Origin of the sequence: Bacillus sp. RHFS10 (assembly GCF_016757475.1) — a bacterium.
Classification (GTDB): Bacteria; Bacillota; Bacilli; order Bacillales; family Bacillaceae; genus Bacillus; species Bacillus subtilis_G.
Genome location: NZ_JAESPO010000001.1, coordinates 1167764 through 1187968, shown reverse-complemented (window position 1 = coordinate 1187968; position 20205 = coordinate 1167764). Strand labels below are relative to the sequence as shown.

Genomic DNA, 20205 nt, shown 5'->3' with positions numbered 1-20205 from the left:
GAACATGTACAAAAAATTTGTGCCGTTTGCCGTTTTTCTATTTCTTTTTTTTGTCTCATTTGAGATGATGAAAAATCCGCACACACTTGATTATATAGGGGCAATGAAAAAAGATACGGTGACTGTCACGGCGTCCAAAGACCCGCTATATGAAGAATTGCTTCAAAAAGCGCCGGAATATGAAGTTAGGCCCCAGGATGCCAGAGTAGATAAGGTCTGGAAAAGCATTCCCGGTTACAATGGGTTGATGGTCAATATTGAAAAATCATATAAAAAAATGAAAAAGCACGGCGAGTTTCGGGAAAACGATTTGGTGTACAGGCAAGTAAAACCAAACATTCATCTTGAGTCTCTTCAGCCTGAGCCTATTTATAAAGGAAATCCTGACAAACCGATGGTGGCTTTTTTAGTCAATGTGGCATGGGGAAATGAATATTTAGAAAAAATGCTCCCTGTTCTGCAAAAGCATCAGGTCAAGGCTACGTTCTTTTTAGAAGGCAATTGGGTGAGGAAAAATGAACAGCTTGCTAAAAAGATTGCGGAAGAAGGACATGAAATCGGAAATCATTCATACAATCATCCGGATATGAGCAAACTGACTACAGGAAGAATTTCCGAGCAGCTCGACAAGACAAATGAGCAAATAGAAAAAACGCTCGGTGTTAAGCCGAAGTGGTTTGCTCCGCCGAGCGGAAGTTTTAGAAAAGCGGTCGTCGACATTGCAGCTGAGAAACAGATGGGAACAGTCATGTGGACAGTTGATACGATCGATTGGCAAAAACCGTCTCCGTCTGTGCTTCAAACGAGAGTGTTAAGCAAGATACATAATGGTGCCATGATTTTAATGCATCCGACTGACCCTACGGCTGAAAGTCTTGAAGCGCTGATTACAAAGATAAAAGATAAAGGATACGCGCTTGGAACAGTCACCGAACTAATGGATGAAACAAGACTGTTGAAGTAACAGATGCAGGCAGCTTGTCTTTGAATAGGAGGAACAAAATTTGATTAAACGATATACGTGTCAAAATGGTGTAAGAGTTGTGCTGGAAAATAACCCGACAGTCCGTTCTGTTGCGATCGGCGTGTGGATCGGCACCGGTTCGCGGCACGAAAAGCCGGAGATAAACGGGATTTCTCACTTTTTAGAGCACATGTTCTTTAAAGGGACGAGCACAAGATCTGCACGAGAGATAGCAGAATCTTTTGATCGTATTGGCGGTCAGGTCAATGCGTTTACCTCAAAGGAATATACCTGCTACTATGCAAAGGTCCTTGACGAGCATGCAAATTACGCACTGGACGTATTAGCAGATATGTTTTTTCATTCAACGTTTGATGAAAACGAGCTGAAAAAAGAAAAAAATGTAGTATATGAAGAGATTAAAATGTACGAAGATGCGCCGGACGACATTGTGCATGATTTACTGAGCAAAGCCACTTACGGCAATCATTCTTTAGGCTATCCTATTCTTGGTACGGAAGAAACGCTTGCTTCCTTCAACGGCGACTCTCTCAGACAATACATGCATGATTATTATACACCGGACCGAGTGGTCATTTCGGTAGCGGGTAATATATCTGACAGTTTTATCAAAGATGTAGAGAAATGGTTCGGGTCATACGAGGCCAAAGGCAAAGCGACAGGCCTCGCGAAGCCCGAGTTCTACACGGAAAAACTGACGAGAAAAAAAGAAACAGAGCAGGCTCATTTATGCCTTGGCTTTAAAGGCCTTGAGGTTGGCCATGAACGCATTTATGATTTAATCGTCCTGAATAATGTGCTCGGAGGCAGCATGAGTAGCCGCCTGTTCCAGGATGTCCGTGAAGATAAAGGGCTCGCTTATTCTGTTTACAGCTATCACAGCTCTTATGAGGACAGCGGTATGCTTACCATTTACGGCGGGACCGGTGCAAATCAGCTTCAGCAGCTGTCAGAAACAATTCAAGAAACCCTTGCTACATTAAAACGCGAAGGTATTACCTCTAAAGAGTTGGAAAACAGCAAAGAGCAAATGAAGGGAAGCTTGATGCTGAGCTTAGAAAGCACAAACAGCAAAATGAGCCGAAATGGAAAAAATGAACTGCTGCTCGGCAAACATAAAACTTTAGATGAGATCATCAAGGAATTAAACGCTGTAAACTTAGAGCGAGTCAACGGCCTTGCCAGACAACTGTTTACTGAAGATTATGCACTGGCACTCATCAGCCCCTCCGGCAATATGCCATATTAAAAAGAAAAAGCCTGCCCCATAACGGAGCAGGCATTTTTTAATTCCTTTAATCATACATAGTACAAGGGGGTGACAGACATGCGGCTCAGTGAATTATCAGGAAAGGAAATTGTAGACATCAAAAGAGCTGAACGGCTGGGAGTACTCGGCCAGACCGATTTAGAAATCAATGAACAGGATGGACAGATTACGGCACTCCTCATTCCGACAGTTAAGTGGTTTGGTTTGAGAAAACACGGTCAAGACATTCGTGTCCCCTGGCATCATATTCAAAAAATCGGATCAGATATGATCATATTAGACGTGCCTGAGGAAATGTCTCCTCGGCAAGAGTAAGAAAAAAGCCCAAAAGAATATAGTGCGGGCTCCAAAGTAAACTTATGAAACATCGGCTTCGGCAGCCGGTGTTTTTTTCTATGAAAAAAGCGCTTTTTAATTCACCGGTAATTCCTTTTGATCATAAGATGAAGGGGAGCTTAACAACTAGAGATCCAGTATATACAAAGAAGGTGAACGTTTAAAATGTTAACCGGATTGAAAATTGCAGTTATCGGCGGTGACGCAAGACAGCTCGAAATAATAAGAAAGCTCACTGAACAGCAGGCTGACATCTATCTTGTCGGTTTTGACCAATTGGATCACGGTTTTACCGGAGCAGTAAAATGCAACATTGATGAAATTCCTTTTCAGCAAATAGACAGTGTTATTCTCCCAGTGTCTGCAACAACAGGAGAAGGTGTCGTATCGACTGTATTTTCGAATGAAGAGGTTGTGTTAAAACAGGAGCATCTCGACAAAACACCTGCACACTGTGTCATTTTCTCAGGAATTTCTAACGCCTATTTAGAAAACATTGCAGCTCAAGCAAACAGAAAACTTGTTAAGCTGTTTGAACGGGATGACATTGCGATATACAATTCTATTCCGACAGTAGAAGGAACCATTATGCTGGCTATTCAGCACACGGATTATACGATACACGGATCTCAGGTGGCCGTTCTCGGTCTGGGGCGCACCGGGATGACGATTGCCCGCACATTTGCCGCGCTTGGAGCGAATGTAAAAGTGGGGGCAAGAAGTTCAGCGCATCTGGCACGTATTACTGAAATGGGACTCGTTCCTTTTCATACCGATGAGCTGAAAGAGTATGTAAAAGATATAGATATTTGTATTAATACAATACCGAGTATGATTTTAAATCAAAAGGTACTTTCTAGCATGACACCAAAAACCTTAATATTGGATCTGGCCTCACGTCCCGGGGGAACGGATTTCAAATATGCCGAAAAACAGGGGATTAAAGCACTTCTTGCCCCTGGTCTACCAGGAATTGTCGCTCCTAAAACAGCTGGGCAAATCCTCGCAAACGTCTTGAGCAAGCTATTGGCTGAAATACAAGCTGAGGAGGGGAAGTAAGCATGTCGTCATTAAAAGGAAAAAGAATCGGGTTTGGGCTGACTGGATCGCACTGCACATATGAAGCGGTTTTCCCGCAAATTGAGGCCCTGGTCAACGGAGGGGCAGAAGTCCGTCCGGTTGTCACTTTTAACGTAAAATCCACAAATACCCGATTTGGAGAAGGAGCGGAATGGGTTAAAAAAATTGAAGACCTGACCGGATATGAGGCCATTGATTCGATTGTGAAGGCAGAGCCCCTTGGGCCGAAGCTGCCCCTTGACTGCATGGTCATTGCGCCCTTAACCGGCAACTCAATGAGCAAGCTTGCAAATGCTATGACAGACAGTCCGGTGCTGATGGCGGCAAAAGCGACAATCCGAAACAATAGGCCAGTCGTTCTTGGTATCTCGACAAATGATGCTCTCGGTTTAAACGGAACAAATTTAATGAGGCTCATGTCAACAAAAAATATCTTTTTTATTCCATTCGGGCAAGACGATCCATTTAAAAAACCGAATTCAATGGTAGCCAAAATGGATCTGCTTCCGCAAACCATTGAAAAGGCGGTTATGCATCAGCAGCTTCAGCCGGTTCTGGTTGAGAATTATCAGGGAAATGACTAAATTTACAGAAAATCTTTCCCAAACTAAAAAATTCGGTCATCACCCGCATATTCTATGGTAAAATAAAACGTAAAATCATAGTCAAATTAATTCAATGATGCTGATTGGCGGAAGGAGTTTTACAGATGGGAAGAGGTTTACACGTAGCAGTTGTCGGAGCGACAGGGGCTGTAGGACAACAAATGCTGAAAACACTTGAAGACAGAAACTTTGAAATGGACACACTTACATTGCTATCTTCCAAACGCTCTGCGGGGACAAAAGTCACGTTTAAAGGCCAAGAGCTGACTGTTCAGGAAGCTTCTCCCGAGAGCTTTGAAGGGGTAAATATTGCTTTGTTCAGCGCCGGCGGAAGCGTATCACAGGCATTGGCACCAGAAGCTGTAAAACGCGGCGCTATTGCTATAGATAATACGAGTGCGTTCCGCATGGACGAAAATACACCGCTTGTTGTGCCTGAAGTGAATGAGGCAGACTTGCATGAACACAACGGCATTATTGCCAATCCGAACTGCTCTACAATCCAAATGGTTGCGGCTCTTGAACCGATCCGCAAAGCATACGGCTTAAACAAAGTCATCGTATCAACTTACCAGGCGGTTTCAGGAGCGGGAAATGAAGCTGTAAAAGAGCTTTACAGCCAAACACAGGCGATTTTAAATCAAGAAGAAATTGAGCCCGCGATCATGCCTGTAAAAGGCGACAAAAAACACTATCAAATCGCCTTCAACGCGATTCCGCAAATTGATAAATTCCAAGATAACGGCTATACGTTTGAGGAAATGAAAATGATAAATGAAACGAAAAAAATCATGCACATGCCGGACCTTCAAGTAGCGGCTACATGTGTGAGACTGCCAATTCAAACTGGGCACTCAGAGTCCGTCTACATTGAGGTTGACCGTGATGACGCTACAGTTGAGGATATTAAAAAACTATTAAAAGAAGCTCCGGGCGTGACACTTCAGGATGACCCAAACCAGCAGCTTTATCCGATGCCTGCTGATGCCGTCGGTAAAAACGATGTGTTTGTTGGCCGCATCCGCAAAGATTTGGACAGAGCAAACGGTTTTCATTTATGGGTTGTTTCTGATAACCTGTTAAAAGGCGCGGCATGGAACTCTGTTCAGATTGCAGAAAGCCTGAAAAAACTAAACCTCGTATAAAAGAGAGAATTTCCTAAAGACGAATAGAAGAGAGTAAGGTGCTATCAGCCTGCTCTCTTCTGTTACGTCCGAATAATTTGGAGTGAAAACAGTGAAGATAATTGTTCAAAAGTTCGGCGGAACATCTGTAAAAGATGATAAAGGCCGTAAACTGGCTTTAGAGCATATGAAAGAAGCAATCAGTGAGGGATATAAGGTTGTCGTTGTCGTTTCAGCGATGGGCCGGAAAGGAGACCCGTACGCAACGGATTCTTTGCTGGGGCTGCTTTACGGCGATCAGTCAGCGATTTCCCCGAGAGAGCAGGATTTGCTTTTATCTTGCGGAGAGACCATTTCTTCTGTCGTCTTTACAAGCATGCTGCTTGATAACGATGTAAAAGCAGCTGCCCTGACAGGGGCTCAGGCTGGCTTTTTAACGAATGATCAGCATACCAATGCGAAAATCCTTGAAATGAGACCGGAGCGTTTATTCAGTGTTCTCGCAAATCATGACGCTGTAGTCGTCGCAGGGTTCCAGGGTGCCACTGAAAAGGGTGATACAACAACGATCGGCAGAGGGGGCAGCGATACGTCCGCAGCCGCACTTGGCGCAGCGATTGACGCGGAATACATCGATATTTTCACCGATGTAGAAGGTGTGATGACTGCTGACCCGAGAGTGGTGGAAAATGCGAAACCGCTTCCTGTCGTGACGTATACTGAAATTTGCAACCTGGCGTATCAAGGGGCGAAGGTCATTCATCCGCGGGCTGTAGAGATTGCGATGCAGGCAAAGGTTCCCATCCGCGTCCGTTCGACTTATTCGAAAGATAAAGGCACATTGGTGACATCGCATCACTCTTCCAAAGTCGGAAGCGATGTTTTCGAAAGGCTGATTACGGGAATTGCCCATGTCAAAGATGTCACGCAGTTTAAAGTGCCTGCGAAAATCGGTCAGTATAACGTACAGACTGAAGTGTTTAAGGCGATGGCGAATGCGGGAATCAGTGTTGATTTCTTCAACATTACACCTAGTGAAATCGTATATACGGTGGCCGGTAATAAAACAGAAACAGCTCAGCGTATTTTAATGGATATGGGCTATGATCCGATGGTAACGAGAAATTGCGCGAAGGTATCGGCGGTCGGAGCGGGCATTATGGGTGTTCCCGGCGTCACGTCCAAAATTGTTTCGGCTCTTTCCGATAAAGAAATTCCGATCCTTCAGTCGGCTGACAGCCATACGACGATATGGGTGCTTGTCCATGAAGCGGATTTGGTTCCTGCTGTAAACGCTTTGCATGAAGTGTTTGAACTTTCCAAGTAAATGTGATTGAATCATGATGAGGTGAATAAAATGAATTTCGGAAATGTGTCTACAGCGATGATTACACCCTTTGACAATAAAGGGAACGTAGACTTTCAAAAACTGTCTACACTGATTGATTACTTGTTGAAAAACGGAACGGATTCTTTAGTAGTGGCGGGAACAACTGGAGAGTCGCCAACCCTTTCAACTGAAGAAAAAATTGCGCTGTTTGAATATACGGTAAAAGAAGTGAACGGTCGGGTGCCGGTTATCGCGGGTACTGGCAGCAACAACACGAAAGATTCCATAAAGCTGACAAAAAAAGCTGAGGAAGCGGGCGTAGACGCGGTCATGCTCGTTACGCCGTATTACAATAAACCTTCTCAAGAAGGAATGTACCAGCATTTTAAAGCAATTGCGGCAGAAACGTCTCTTCCGGTCATGCTGTATAATGTGCCGGGCCGCACAGTAGCTTCTCTCGCTCCTGAAACGACGATTCGTTTGGCGGCAGACATCCCGAATGTAGTTGCGATTAAAGAAGCGAGCGGAGACCTCGAAGCGATTACGAAAATTGTTGCGGAAACGCCCGAAGACTTCTCTGTCTATTCAGGGGATGACGCCCTGACCCTTCCTATTCTCTCAGTCGGAGGAAGAGGAGTTGTGTCAGTGGCGAGCCATATTGCAGGCTCTGATATGCAGCAAATGATCAAAAATTATACGAATGGGCAAACAGCTAATGCGGCACTGATTCATCAGAAACTGCTGCCGATTATGAAGGAACTGTTTAAAGCGCCTAACCCGGCTCCTGTCAAAACAGCGCTTCAGCTGAAAGGCCTTGATGTCGGATCGGTGCGACTTCCTCTTATCCCGCTTAGCGAAGATGAGCGGCTGAGCTTAAGCAGCACGATCGGCGAACTGTAAGAAAAAATTTCATACAGTGAAACAAACGCGGTCATTCTCACATTCAGCTGAGTTTGACCGTTTCTTATACATATTGGTTTTCCTTAAACCTTCTGCTTTATCTTGTTTTCTAAATTTACTTTCAGTTATAATAGGAACAAGTGATGATGGACGGGTATGAGACTAGGAGGATATAGATTTTGAAAAAGAAAAATACAGAAAACGTTAGAATTATCGCCCTTGGCGGTGTCGGAGAAATTGGGAAGAATCTTTATGTCATCGAAATTGACTCAGACATATTTGTCGTTGATGCCGGCCTTATGCATCCAGAAAACGAAATGCTCGGTATTGATGTAGTGATTCCTGACATATCATATTTGATTGAACGGGCTGACCGCGTCAAGGCAATCTTTTTAACACACGGGCATGATGAAAATATCGGCGGCGTTTTTTACTTGTTAAACAAGCTGTCCGTTCCAGTGTACGGAACAAAGCTGACGCTTGCACTATTAAGAGAAAAATTAAAACAATACGGACATAACCGAAAAACTGATCTAAGAGAAATTCACTCCAAATCTGTCATTACATTTGAATCAACAAAAGTATCGTTCTTTAGAACGATTCACAGCATCCCTGATTCTGTAGGTGTGAGTTTTAAAACATCACTTGGATCTATAGTATGCACGGGAGACTTCAAATTTGACCAAACACCTGCACTTAATCAAATGTGCGACATTGGCGAGATCGCCAAGATCGGCAATAGCGGCGTGCTTGCCCTGCTTTCAGACAGTACAAATGCGGAACGTCCGGGTTATACGCCTTCGGAAGCAGCTGTCAGCGGAGAAATTTCGGACGCGCTGTATAATTCAGAGAACCGGGTAATTATTGCTGTTTTCGCATCCAATATTAACCGGATTCAGCAAGTCATTCATGCAGCTTCTCAAAATGGAAGAAAGATTGCCGTTGCCGGAAAAAATCTACAATCTGTCCTGCAGCTGGCAAGAAAGCTCGGATATATCGAAGCTGATGATGAACTGTTTATTTCTGTGCAGGATGTCAAGAAGTATCCAAAACGCGAAGTGGCCATTATTACAGCCGGCAGCCAAGGTGAACCGTTAGCTGCCCTGACAAGAATGGCAAACAAAGCTCACAAACAGCTGAACATTGAAGAAGGGGATACAGTTGTCATTGCGTCCACCCCAATCCCTGGACAGGAACTCATTTATTCTAAAACAGTAGATATTCTCGCGAGAGCCGGCGCGCAAGTCACCTTTGCCCAAAAGCGTGTCCATGTATCTGGCCACGGTTCACAGGAAGAGTTAAAGCTGATGATCAATCTGCTTAAACCAAAATATTTAATTCCTGTAAACGGCGAATACAGAATGCAAAAAGCTCATTCGAAAATCGCTGAAGAAATCGGCATGAAGCGCAGTGACATCTTCTTAATTGAAAAAGGAGACGTCGTTGAATTTCGCGGCCAGAACGTAAAAATTGGGGATAAAGTTCCGTATGGCAATATTTTAATTGATGGTTTAGGCGTCGGCGATATCGGCAATATCGTGCTGCGAGACCGCCGCTTACTTTCACAGGACGGAATTTTAATCGTTGTCATTACACTTGATAAACAAAAGAAACATCTTGTATCAGGACCAGAAATTATCACTCGCGGTTTTGTTTATGTAAGAGAGTCTGAAGGCCTTATCGTAGAGGCTACTGAGCTTGTCCGTTCCATCGTGACAGAAGCGACTGAAACATCAAATGTTGAATGGTCAACGCTGAAGCAGGCTATGCGGGATGCTTTGAACCAATTCCTATATGAAAAAACGAAACGTAAACCGATGATCATTCCAATTATTATGGAAGTGTGATGACTGACTAAGGCCGGAGCTGCTCCGGTCTTTATTTTTTGCCTTTTAAGCCGGGGATTGAATTGAGTAACTTTGTTCATAATACAAAGAGAAACTCGGAAAGGGTGAAAGCGAGATGGATCATCGTATGGAAAACACAGAAGAAGAGCGTCCTGAAAAAAATGATGCGAAAGACAGCATTATGAATAAAATACAGCAGCTTGGTGAAACGGCGCTCCCGCAGCTGCCCCAGGATACAAATATTCATTGTCTGACCATTATCGGCCAAATAGAAGGCCATGTTCAGCTTCCTCCGCAAAACAAAACAACAAAATATGAGCATGTTATCCCGCAGATTGTCGCAATTGAACAGAATCCCAAAATTGAAGGTCTGCTGATTATATTAAATACGGTCGGAGGAGATGTTGAAGCGGGTCTCGCAATAGCGGAAATGCTCGCATCTTTATCAAAACCGACCGTTTCCATTGTGCTTGGCGGAGGGCATTCTATCGGCGTTCCGATTGCGGTATCCTGTGATTACAGTTATATCGCTGAAACAGCAACAATGACCATTCATCCGGTTCGGCTGACCGGATTGGTAATCGGCGTGCCGCAAACGTTTGAATACCTGGATAAAATGCAAGAAAGAGTTGTTAAATTTGTAACTAGCCATTCCAATGTAACCGAAGAGAAGTTTAAAGAACTGATGTTTTCAAAAGGAAATTTAACACGCGACATCGGAACAAATGTAGTGGGTAAGGATGCAGTTGAATACGGACTGATCGATCACGCAGGCGGTGTCGGACAGGCGATCAATAAACTGAATGAGCTCATTGAGGAAGCAAGGGAAGAAGAAGGACGGATGATTCAATGATTCTGTATACCGTGATGCCGCAGGAAATTGTGTTTGCAGAACAGAACCAAGAGACAAGCGTTCATGAGCAGATTGAGTATAAAGGTGTACCGCTTCTTGTCGAGATGAAAGGCAATGAAGCGGAAGTCATTCAAATCATGAGCACAAATCCAATGCATTTTCTGCACCCGGACATTTCTCCGGGACAAAAGCTGAAATTAAACGTATAAGATTCCAACCCTTTTTCAAGTGCAAAATATGCTATAATAGGGGAATCCTACAGAAAAAACGCAGCCTGTAAACGGCTGCTTTCTTCATTATGTATGAACTTACATTTTTTAACGCAGTAAGGTGATGAGTGTGGCAAAGAAAAAACGAAAATCAAGAAAAAAACAGGCGAAACAGCTCAATATAAAATACGAACTTAACGGATTGCTGTGTATAGCCATTTCAATTATCGCGATTCTGCAGCTGGGGGTAGTCGGGCAAACCTTTATCTATTTGTTCCGCTTTTTTGCTGGAGAGTGGTTTATTTTATGCTTGTTAGGTTTATTGGTGTTAGGAGTCTCGCTGTTTTGGAAGAAGAAAACGCCGAGCCTATTAACGAGGCGAAAGGCCGGACTGTACTGTATTATCGCAAGCATATTGCTGCTTTCTCACGTGCAGCTGTTTAAAAATTTGACGCATAATGGGTCGATTGAGTCCGCAAGCGTGGTGCGCAACACATGGGAATTGTTTTTGATGGACATGAATGGAAGCTCCGCATCACCTGATTTAGGCGGAGGGATAATCGGAGCTTTGCTGTTTGCGGCTTCACACTTTTTATTTGCGTCAACCGGTTCTCAGATTATGGCGATTGTCATGATTTTGATCGGAATGATTTTAGTCACAGGGCGCTCTCTTCAAGAAACGCTCAAAAAGTGGATGAGTCCGATTGGCCGCTTTATAAAAGAACAATGGTTTGCATTTATTGATGATATGAAATCCGTCAAAACAAATATGAAGTCATCAAAAAAAACGAAAGCGCCTAGTAAAAAGCAAAAGCCGGCCCGCAAAAAACAGCAATTGGAACAAGAGCCTTCTGATGAAGAGGGGGACCTGGAAACGGAAACGGCATCGCCCCTCATTCATTCAGAGCCGATTATCTCAAGCTTTTCAGATCGGAATGAAAATGAAGAGTCTCCAGCCATAGAAAAGCGAGCTGAACCTGTATCAGAGCCGCTTCAGGAGATCCAGACTGAGACAGGTGATCAGGAAACTGTTTCTGCTCCCCCTATGACCTTTACGGAGCTTGAAAACAAGGATTACGAGATGCCGTCACTGGATTTACTGGCCGACCCGAAGCATACCGGCCAGCAGGCAGATAAAAAGAATATTTATGAAAATGCGAGAAAGCTCGAACACACCTTCCAAAGCTTTGGCGTAAAGGCGAAAGTCACACAGGTTCATCTCGGCCCGGCCGTAACAAAATATGAAGTGTATCCTGATGTCGGAGTGAAGGTTAGCAAAATTGTCAATTTAAGCGATGATTTAGCGCTAGCACTTGCTGCGAAGGATATCAGGATAGAGGCACCAATACCAGGGAAATCAGCAATTGGAATTGAGGTTCCGAATGCAGAAGTGGCGATGGTATCGCTGAAGGAAGTGCTGGAGTCTAAATTAAACGACAGACCGGATGCGAAGCTGCTAATTGGACTTGGCCGCAATATTTCAGGTGAAGCTGTGCTGGCTGAGTTAAACAAGATGCCTCACCTTTTAGTCGCAGGCGCAACCGGAAGCGGGAAGAGCGTTTGTGTCAACGGCATTATTACGAGTATCTTGATGCGCGCGAAACCGCATGAAGTGAAAATGATGATGATCGATCCTAAAATGGTAGAGCTGAATGTCTACAACGGCATTCCGCATTTGCTTGCTCCAGTTGTAACCGATCCGAAAAAAGCGTCACAGGCTTTGAAAAAGGTTGTCAATGAAATGGAGAGGCGGTACGAATTATTTTCTCATACGGGTACAAGAAATATTGAAGGATACAATGATTATATTAAACGCTCTAACAATGAAGAAGAAGCGAAACAGCCGGAGCTGCCCTATATCGTTGTCATTGTGGACGAGCTTGCCGATCTCATGATGGTCGCTTCATCTGATGTGGAAGATTCGATTACGAGATTGTCCCAAATGGCGCGGGCTGCCGGCATCCATCTCATCATTGCGACACAGAGGCCGTCGGTTGACGTTATCACAGGGGTGATCAAAGCGAATATTCCGTCAAGAATCGCTTTCAGCGTTTCTTCACAGACGGATTCAAGGACGATTCTTGACATGGGTGGCGCTGAGAAGCTGCTCGGCCGCGGCGATATGTTGTTTTTGCCTGTCGGGGCTAACAAACCTGTCCGCGTGCAGGGAGCATTTTTGTCGGATGACGAAGTGGAGAAGGTCGTCGACCATGTGATTACGCAGCAGAAAGCGCAATATCAGGAAGAAATGATTCCTGAGGAGACTACGGAAACGCATTCCGAGGTGACCGATGAACTTTATGATGAAGCTGTTGAATTAATCGTCGGCATGCAGACGGCATCTGTTTCAATGCTGCAAAGAAGATTCAGAATCGGTTATACGAGGGCGGCGCGCCTCATTGACGCAATGGAGGAACGAGGCGTTGTCGGGCCATATGAAGGCAGCAAACCGAGAGAAGTTTTATTATCCAAAGAGAAATATGATGAGCTCTCTTCTTAATGAAGGGAGTTCAGCTTTCTTTAGTTATCGATAATAACATTATGTAAACTGCAACCTTTCTATTTATTTTTTCGACAAAACATGATATAGTTGTCCCAATTGTTCAATAATTTTTATCGAAAGTGTTTACGGAGGGAAAACATGTCTACAAAAGCTGATAATCGGCACTTGTATTTAAAAGTAATTGAACGAATTAAAGAGGATATTAAAAATGGAATCTACACTGAGAAGGAAAAGCTGCCTTCTGAATTTGAGCTTTCCAAAAAGCTTGGTGTCAGCAGAGCGACGCTAAGAGAAGCCTTGCGGATCCTTGAAGAAGAGCATGTGATTATCAGAAGGCATGGTGTAGGCACTTTTGTCCATTCTAAGCCGTTATTTCTTTCGGGCATTGAACAGCTGAACAGTGTAACCAAGATGATTGAACAGGCAAATATGACGCCTGGCACGATTTTTCTATCATCACAAGTGCTTATGCCGTCTGAGGATGATATGATGAGATTTCACTTGGAAGAGGGGCAGGAACTTTTTTACCTCGAACGAGTCAGGACAGCTAACGGACAGCCGATTGTGTATTGTATAGACAAAATTCCGATGGATATTTTGCCGAATTCTTTTTCTCACCAGCAAGAATCTATGTTTGATTTACTTGAGAAAAATTCAGGCTCCGTGATCAGCTATGCCGTGACTGATATTGAGCCGATCGGCTATCATGATACCATTTCTCCGGTGCTTGAATGCGATCCGGAAACAGCTCTTTTGCTGTTAAAACAAACCCATTACGATCAGCACGATAAACCGGTGCTTTACTCTTTAAATTACTTTAGAGCGGATAAATTCAGATTTCATGTTTTGCGTAAACGATTCTAAAACGGACGCCTGTGATGTGTCTGTTTTTTTATTTGCACTGATTCATGTTTCTTTGTACATACTTTCACGCCCGTTAACGCAAGATATAAGGGATGACAAGAAAGTGAATGGGTGAAAATGTTGAGAAAGAAAGATGGAATGAAACATATTATTGCATTGTCTTCCGTACCGCTTGTGATGACACTTGGAAATTCCATGCTGATTCCCGTTCTGCCGATGATGGAAAAAAAGCTGTCGGTGACTTCATTTCAAGTGTCTTTAATCATTACTGTATATTCGGTGGTGGCAATTATTTGCATACCGATTGCGGGGTATCTGTCAGATCGATTCGGGAGGAAAAAAATATTGCTTCCATGTCTCCTCATTGCAGGATTGGGAGGGGCGGTGGCTGCTTTTGCTTCAACCTATATGAAAAATCCCTACGCTATGATTTTGGCGGGGAGGGTTCTTCAAGGCATCGGTTCAGCAGGTGCAGCTCCTATCGTCATGCCGTTTATCGGCGATTTGTTTGAAGGAGACGATGAAAAGGTCAGCGCCGGTCTTGGCGATATTGAAACCGCCAATACATCAGGGAAGGTACTGAGTCCCATACTTGGCGCCTTACTGGCTACATGGTACTGGTTTGTACCATTTTGGTTTATTCCGTTTTTCTGTTTGATCAGCTTTTTGCTCGTGTTGTTTCTGGTGGCCCAACCTGAAGAAGATGAGGATGCGCCTGCGGTTTCTGAGTTTATTAAGAATGTGCGGAAAATCTTTAAGCAGGACGGACGTTGGCTTTATACGGTCTTTATTATCGGGTGTGTCATTATGTTTCTGTTATTCGGCGTACTATTTTATTTATCAGATACGCTGGAGAAGAAGTATGCCATTGACGGAGTGGCTAAAGGCGGATTACTGGCAATCCCACTTTTATTTTTGTCAACCAGTTCCTATATAGCTGGCAAAAAGATTGGCAAAGATAAAGGCCGAATGAAGTTTTGTGTTGTTACAGGAATGATTATGTTAAGCCTGTCGTATATAGCTTTGTGGTGGAATCACAGTTTTTATTTTTTATTTGTCTTTTTAAGTTTTGGCGGGATTGGAATTGGAATGGCTCTTCCTGCTTTAGATGCACTGATAACCGAAGGAATTGAAAGCGAGGAATGCGGAACCATTTCCTCCTTTTACAATAGCATGCGCTTTATAGGAGTAGCTCTCGGCCCCCCTGTGTTTGCGGCATTAATGTCTAATGCAGACTGGCTGATTTTCATTTTATCGGCGTTTTGCAGCATCGTTGCTTTATTCTTAGTCATCTTCACTGTGGATACTAAAAAAAGTGAGGAGGAAGAAAAAAACTTGGGGACGGTCTAGCCAACCGTCTTTTTTTCGCTGTGAAAATAGCGAATATTGACACTCTTCTCTCGGATCATTATGCTGTAATTTATAATCGGAAGAGCCCCGCTGTCGTTCTGACAGGGCTTCTCTTTGAGCGCATTTATCGTTCTGCCGCTGTTTGTGCCTGTCATGGTGCGGCTATTCGGCGGCGGCCTTTCAAATCAAAAAGGATGAATCGATACAGCCCCCGTCTTGTCTGGCGGAGGTTATTATTTCCTTATAAATCCTACAGTTGCTATAATTACATGAAAGAGTGATTCTGCGTATGCTGAAAATGGGTCATAATACATACTAATAAGAAATGAACGAAGGAGGTTCCATATGTCATATGTAAATGAAATCAAAACAAAGCATGGCGGTTTAACCGCGCACATTGTAGAAACAGAAAAATTCAAAACCGTCTCGCTTATTTTTAAAATGCTTGCGCCGCTGACAAAGGAGCAAGTCACCAAAAGGGCGCTGCTCCCGCATGTGCTCCTTCGCGGAACAAAAAGCCATCCGAAAACCGCAGAATTACGTTCTTATTTAGATGAACTGTACGGCACGTCCGTTTCAGCTGATCTTTCGAAAAAAGGAGAGCGGCACGTCATTACGTTCAGGCTTGAAATCCCGAATGAAAAATATTTAAAAAATCAAACGCCGCTTCTTGAAAAAGGACTGCAGCTTCTCGCAGAAATCGTCTTTTCACCTGCTCTGGAGGAGGGCGCTTTTCAATCACAATATGTGGCTCAGGAAAAACGTACGCTCAAGCAGAGAATTCAAGCGGTCTATGATGATAAAATGCGCTACTCGAATTTAAGGCTGATACAGGTAATGTGCAAAAATGAGCCTTACGCGCTCCATGTCAATGGGGAAATGGAAGATGTCGATGCCATTACAGCTGATCAATTATATGAAACATACCAAAGCGCTATCCAAAAAGACCAGCTTGATCTTTATGTCGTTGGCGATGTGGACAGTAACCAAGTGCAAGCGTCAATTGACAAGTATTTTCAAACAGAAGAGCGCACCCTTGGCATGATTAAAAACAATCACTCTGAACAAAACGCACAGCCTAAAGAAGTAATTGATGATGAAGATGTCAAACAAGGGAAGTTGAATATTGGCTACCGCACCAGTATCACTTATACGGATCAGGATTATCCTGCCTTGCAAGTGTTTAACGGGCTGTTTGGCGGATTCTCTCACTCCAAGCTTTTCATCAATGTTCGGGAAAAAGCCAGTCTTGCATACTACGCCGCTTCGCGTATAGAAAGTTTTAAAGGCTTGTTAATGGTGATGTCGGGCATTGAAGTGAAAAATTATGAACAGGCTGTTTCTATTATTACTGAGCAATTTCAGGCAATGAAAAACGGCGAATACAGTGAGCAGGATATCGCTCAGACAAAGGCTGTCATTCGAAATCAAGTGCTGGAAACCATTGATACTGCGTACGGTCTATCTGAATTTTTATATCAGCAGGCTGCTGCCCAAGTCGATGTTCCAATAGAAGACTTTCTCGCCAATATTGATCAGGTCACAAAAGAGGATATCATGAAAGCCGGCGAAAAGATTCAGCTTGATACGACTTATTTCTTAAAAGGGACGGAGGGTGCATCTTGATCAAACCAATCAAATATGAACAGCTTCAGGAGACGCTGTACCATGAAAAAATGCCAAACGGCCTTGACGTTTACGTTTTGCCGAAAAAAGGCTTCAACAAGACGTATGCGGTTTTCACTACAAAGTATGGTTCTATAGATAACCGATTCGTCCCTTTAGGTAAAAATGAAATGGTTCACGTGCCGGACGGCATCGCTCATTTTCTTGAGCACAAGCTGTTTGAAAAAGCGGATGGAGACGTTTTTCAAGATTTCAGCAAACAGGGCGCTTCTGCTAATGCGTTTACGTCATTTACAAGAACGGCTTATCTTTTCTCAAGCACATCGAATGTTGAACGCAATTTAGAGACGCTGATTGATTTTGTGCAGGATCCGTATTTTACTGAAAAAACGGTTGAAAAGGAAAAAGGGATTATCGGGCAGGAGATTAACATGTATGACGACAACCCTGATTGGAGGCTTTACTTCGGGGTCATTGAAAACATGTACAAAGAGCATCCTGTCAGAATTGACATAGCCGGAACAGTGGAAAGCATTTCGCATATTACCAAAGACCTTCTTTATGAATGCTATGAAACGTTCTATCACCCGAGTAATATGCTCCTCTTCATTGTCGGCCCTGTAGATCCTGAAGCGCTCATTTCTCAGGTGAGACAAAATCAGGAGAGAAAGCCGTATACTGATCAGCCGGAAATCAAACGGGAGGAAGTACAGGAGCAAGAAGCGGTGTTCCGGAAAGAAAAAGAAATCAAAATGAACGTGCAGGGACCGAAATGCCTTGTCGGGCTAAAATCAAAGAACCCGTTTAAATTAGGTAAAGAGCTGTTAAAGCATGAACTTTCAATGAACTTATTGCTTGAATCTCTTTTCGGCAAAAGCTCTGCCCAGTACGAATCACTTTATGAAAAAGGGTATATTGACGAAACGTTCAGCTTTGATTTTACTGCTGAATATGGGTTCGGTTTTGCCGCGATCGGCGGTGATACGCCGGAACCTGATCAATTGGCTGAAGACATTTCAAGCATGCTTCTGCGCGCCGGTGAATTGATTACTGCTGAAAAGATTGAACTTGCCAGAAAGAAAAAGATCGGTACATTTCTAAAAGCGCTGAATTCACCTGAATACATCGCCAATCAATTTACCCGTTATGCTTTCTTGGATATGAGCCTGTTTGACGTCGTATCGGTTCTCGAGCAAATTACCCTCGAAGATGTCCGGCAAGTCATACAAGAGGAAATTTCTGCAGACAGATTGACTGTCTGTAAGGTTGTTCCCAAATCATAACAAAACATCCCTCCTGTGAGGGGTGTTTTTCTGCGGAAAGAAGGAAAGAGGATGAAAAAAACAGCATTGATCACCGGAGCAAGCGGCGGCATCGGTAAAAGCATAAGCGAAACGCTTGCGGCAGAGGGATACAATCTGCTGCTGCATTACAATACAAATCAAAACGCAGCATCGGAGCTTGCTGAAAAACTAAGAGAGGCGTTTGGCATTCATGCTGAGATTTTGCAAGCCGATCTGTCCGTACCAGAAGGAGCAGATAAGCTGACAAGATCAATTGTTCAGCCGGTTGATGCCATTATTTTAAATAGCGGCAGAAGCCATTTTGGGTTGATTACGGATGTAGATAATGCAACGGTCCAGGAAATGGTTCAGCTCCATGTGGCAAGTCCGTATATGTTGACGAGAAACCTTCTTTCAGGCATGATCCGGAATAGAACAGGAGCGATTGTGGCTGTCAGTTCTATTTGGGGAGAGACTGGAGCATCTTGTGAAGTGCTGTACAGTATGGCAAAGGGAGCTCAACACTCGTTTGTAAAAGGACTGGCTAAGGAGCTGGCGCCAAGCGGAATCAGAGTAAACGCTGTAGCGCCGGGCGCGGTTGATACAAATATGATGAATCAATTTACCCCGTCTGAAAAAGAAGAGATCGCTGATGAGATCCCGATCGGGCGGCTGGCCCGGCCGCAAGAAATTGCGGATGCAACAGTTTTTCTCCTGTCTGAAAAAGCGTCATATATCACCGGCCAAATTCTGTCGGTGAATGGCGGCTGGCACTGCTGATCCGAAAATATTCGGTGTATAGTTTCTTTTGCGAAGGACACAATAATCTTGTAACTTCACATGAAATGGAGGAAACGAGCATGTCAGTATTAGAAAACTGGGATAACTGGAAAAACTTTCTTGGCGACCGTTTGAACTATGCGCAAGATAAAGGCATGAGCCAGGATACCATTACAGAACTTGCGACAGAAATCGGCGGTTACTTGGCTAATGAAGTGGAATCTAAAAACGAGCAGGAAAAAGTGCTGGCAGATCTTTGGAGCGTAGCATCAAAAGATGAACAGCACGCTATTGCCAATATGATGGTTAAGCTTGTTGAAAATAACAGCACTCACTAGGAAGAGAGGAGATTTTTCCTCTCTTTTTTATGTTTTCCTCATCACAGCAACATTCTTCTTTCTAATTAGAGAAAAATGCTTTATGATAAAGGAAGGTAAAATTTTGCCACAATGAAGGGGGTATATCATTTGGCAAAGCTCGAATGGTATTTTGAATATGAAATTCAAGTGAACCGCCCCGGACTGCTCGGGGATATTTCATCTCTTCTTGGGATGCTTTCTATTAACATCGTAACGATAAACGGCGTCGATCTTTCCAGAAGGGGAATGCTCCTCAGGTGCCGCCATATAGATCAAATTAAACGATTAGAATCAATCTTAAAAACGATGGAAACAATTAAAGTAACGAAGCTGAGAGAACCGAGGCTTCGCGACCGTCTTGCCGTACGTCACGGCCGTTACATTCAAAGGGATGCCGATGACAAGAAAACGTTCCGCTTTGAACGAGACGAGCTAGGCTTATTAGTCGATTTTATGGCCGAACTGTTCAAAAAAGAAGGCCATAAATTAATCGGAATCCGAGGTATGCCGCGTGTCGGAAAAACGGAATCAATCGTGGCCTCCAGCGTGTGCGCAAGCAAAAGGTGGCTGTTTGTGTCATCAACCTTGCTGAAGCAGACAATAAGAAGCCAGCTGATTGCCGATGAATACAGCACTGAAAATGTTTTTATCGTTGATGGAATTGTATCAACACGAAGAGGGTCAGAACGCCATCTCCAGCTGGTCAGAGAAATCATGAGGCTGCCTGCAACAAAAGTGGTGGAGCATCCTGACATATTCGTTCAAAACACAGAGTATACACTAGATGACTTTGATTATATTATTGAACTGAGAAATGGCCCCGATGAGGTTATTACATATGAACATGCTGAGGAACCCCAACTGTTTGATCAATCCGGGTTTTCAAGCTTTGATTTCTAAA

Annotated in this window: 19 protein-coding genes; all 19 read left to right on the top strand. The window is 43.7% G+C overall.

Annotation, left to right across the window (positions count from 1 at the left end; all coding sequences use genetic code 11):
- The first annotated feature begins 4 nt into the window (after positions 1-4).
- The 19 genes from JMN17_RS05630 to JMN17_RS05540 all read left to right on the top strand — a co-directional run bounded on the left by JMN17_RS05630 (position 5) and on the right by JMN17_RS05540 (position 20204).
- The gene (locus JMN17_RS05630) at positions 5-964 is read left to right on the top strand and encodes a polysaccharide deacetylase family protein (protein WP_202327672.1); all 960 of its coding nucleotides are present in this window, start codon (positions 5-7) and stop codon (positions 962-964) included.
- Positions 965-1004: 40 nt separating this feature from the next.
- Positions 1005-2234 (top strand): M16 family metallopeptidase, encoded by a 1230-nt coding sequence (locus tag JMN17_RS05625; protein ID WP_087991639.1) that lies wholly within the window; start codon positions 1005-1007, stop codon positions 2232-2234.
- A 78-nt stretch (positions 2235-2312) separates the two neighbouring features.
- Positions 2313-2570: a YlmC/YmxH family sporulation protein gene (locus JMN17_RS05620; protein ID WP_003238478.1), complete on the top strand. Its 258-nt coding sequence runs from the start codon at positions 2313-2315 to the stop codon at positions 2568-2570.
- Positions 2571-2756: 186 nt separating this feature from the next.
- Positions 2757-3650 (top strand): dipicolinic acid synthetase subunit A, encoded by an 894-nt coding sequence (gene dpaA / locus JMN17_RS05615; protein ID WP_087991640.1) that lies wholly within the window; start codon positions 2757-2759, stop codon positions 3648-3650.
- Between the two features lie 2 nt (positions 3651-3652).
- Positions 3653-4255, top strand: a complete 603-nt coding sequence (gene dpaB, locus JMN17_RS05610) for a dipicolinate synthase subunit B (protein ID WP_087991641.1) — start codon at positions 3653-3655, stop codon at positions 4253-4255.
- 125 nt (positions 4256-4380) lie between these two features.
- Positions 4381-5421, top strand: a complete 1041-nt coding sequence (gene asd / locus JMN17_RS05605; RefSeq protein WP_087991642.1) for an aspartate-semialdehyde dehydrogenase — start codon at positions 4381-4383, stop codon at positions 5419-5421.
- A gap of 91 nt (positions 5422-5512) precedes the next feature.
- Positions 5513-6727, top strand: coding sequence for an aspartate kinase (gene dapG / locus JMN17_RS05600; RefSeq protein WP_202327671.1), 1215 nt, complete (start codon positions 5513-5515; stop codon positions 6725-6727).
- Positions 6728-6757: 30 nt separating this feature from the next.
- Positions 6758-7630, top strand: coding sequence for a 4-hydroxy-tetrahydrodipicolinate synthase (dapA, locus tag JMN17_RS05595; protein ID WP_087991644.1), 873 nt, complete (start codon positions 6758-6760; stop codon positions 7628-7630).
- Between the two features lie 179 nt (positions 7631-7809).
- Complete coding sequence (gene rnjB, locus JMN17_RS05590; protein ID WP_087991645.1) at positions 7810-9477, top strand: ribonuclease J2; 1668 nt, start codon at positions 7810-7812, stop codon at positions 9475-9477.
- A gap of 115 nt (positions 9478-9592) precedes the next feature.
- Positions 9593-10330 carry a translocation-enhancing protein TepA gene (gene tepA / locus JMN17_RS05585; RefSeq protein ID WP_087991646.1) on the top strand — a complete coding sequence of 246 codons (738 nt, stop codon included), beginning with the start codon at positions 9593-9595 and terminating at the stop codon, positions 10328-10330.
- Positions 10327-10539 (top strand): TepA modulator TepJ, encoded by a 213-nt coding sequence (tepJ, locus tag JMN17_RS05580; RefSeq protein ID WP_087991647.1) that lies wholly within the window; start codon positions 10327-10329, stop codon positions 10537-10539. Before tepA ends, tepJ begins: the two co-directional genes overlap by 4 nt.
- Before the next feature lie 130 nt (positions 10540-10669).
- Positions 10670-13039 (top strand): DNA translocase SpoIIIE, encoded by a 2370-nt coding sequence (gene spoIIIE / locus JMN17_RS05575; RefSeq protein ID WP_141113400.1) that lies wholly within the window; start codon positions 10670-10672, stop codon positions 13037-13039.
- Between the two features lie 141 nt (positions 13040-13180).
- Entirely contained in the window at positions 13181-13906 is a 726-nt protein-coding gene (locus tag JMN17_RS05570; RefSeq protein ID WP_087991649.1) for a GntR family transcriptional regulator, read from the top strand.
- A gap of 138 nt (positions 13907-14044) precedes the next feature.
- Entirely contained in the window at positions 14045-15256 is a 1212-nt protein-coding gene (bcbE, locus tag JMN17_RS05565) for a bacillibactin exporter BcbE (RefSeq protein ID WP_087991668.1), read from the top strand.
- A gap of 345 nt (positions 15257-15601) precedes the next feature.
- A complete protein-coding gene (yfmF, locus tag JMN17_RS05560) occupies positions 15602-16882 on the top strand; it encodes an EF-P 5-aminopentanol modification-associated protein YfmF (protein ID WP_202327670.1) in 1281 nt (426 codons plus the stop codon).
- Positions 16879-18165, top strand: coding sequence for an EF-P 5-aminopentanol modification-associated protein YfmH (gene yfmH / locus JMN17_RS05555; RefSeq protein WP_202327669.1), 1287 nt, complete (start codon positions 16879-16881; stop codon positions 18163-18165). The genes yfmF and yfmH overlap by 4 nt, the downstream gene beginning before the upstream one ends.
- A gap of 51 nt (positions 18166-18216) precedes the next feature.
- Complete coding sequence (gene ymfI, locus JMN17_RS05550; RefSeq protein WP_087991652.1) at positions 18217-18945, top strand: elongation factor P 5-aminopentanone reductase; 729 nt, start codon at positions 18217-18219, stop codon at positions 18943-18945.
- A gap of 80 nt (positions 18946-19025) precedes the next feature.
- Positions 19026-19283, top strand: coding sequence for a DUF3243 domain-containing protein (locus tag JMN17_RS05545; RefSeq protein ID WP_087991653.1), 258 nt, complete (start codon positions 19026-19028; stop codon positions 19281-19283).
- A 129-nt stretch (positions 19284-19412) separates the two neighbouring features.
- The gene (locus JMN17_RS05540; RefSeq protein ID WP_087991654.1) at positions 19413-20204 is read left to right on the top strand and encodes a DUF3388 domain-containing protein; all 792 of its coding nucleotides are present in this window, start codon (positions 19413-19415) and stop codon (positions 20202-20204) included.
- Position 20205: the final 1 nt, after the last annotated feature.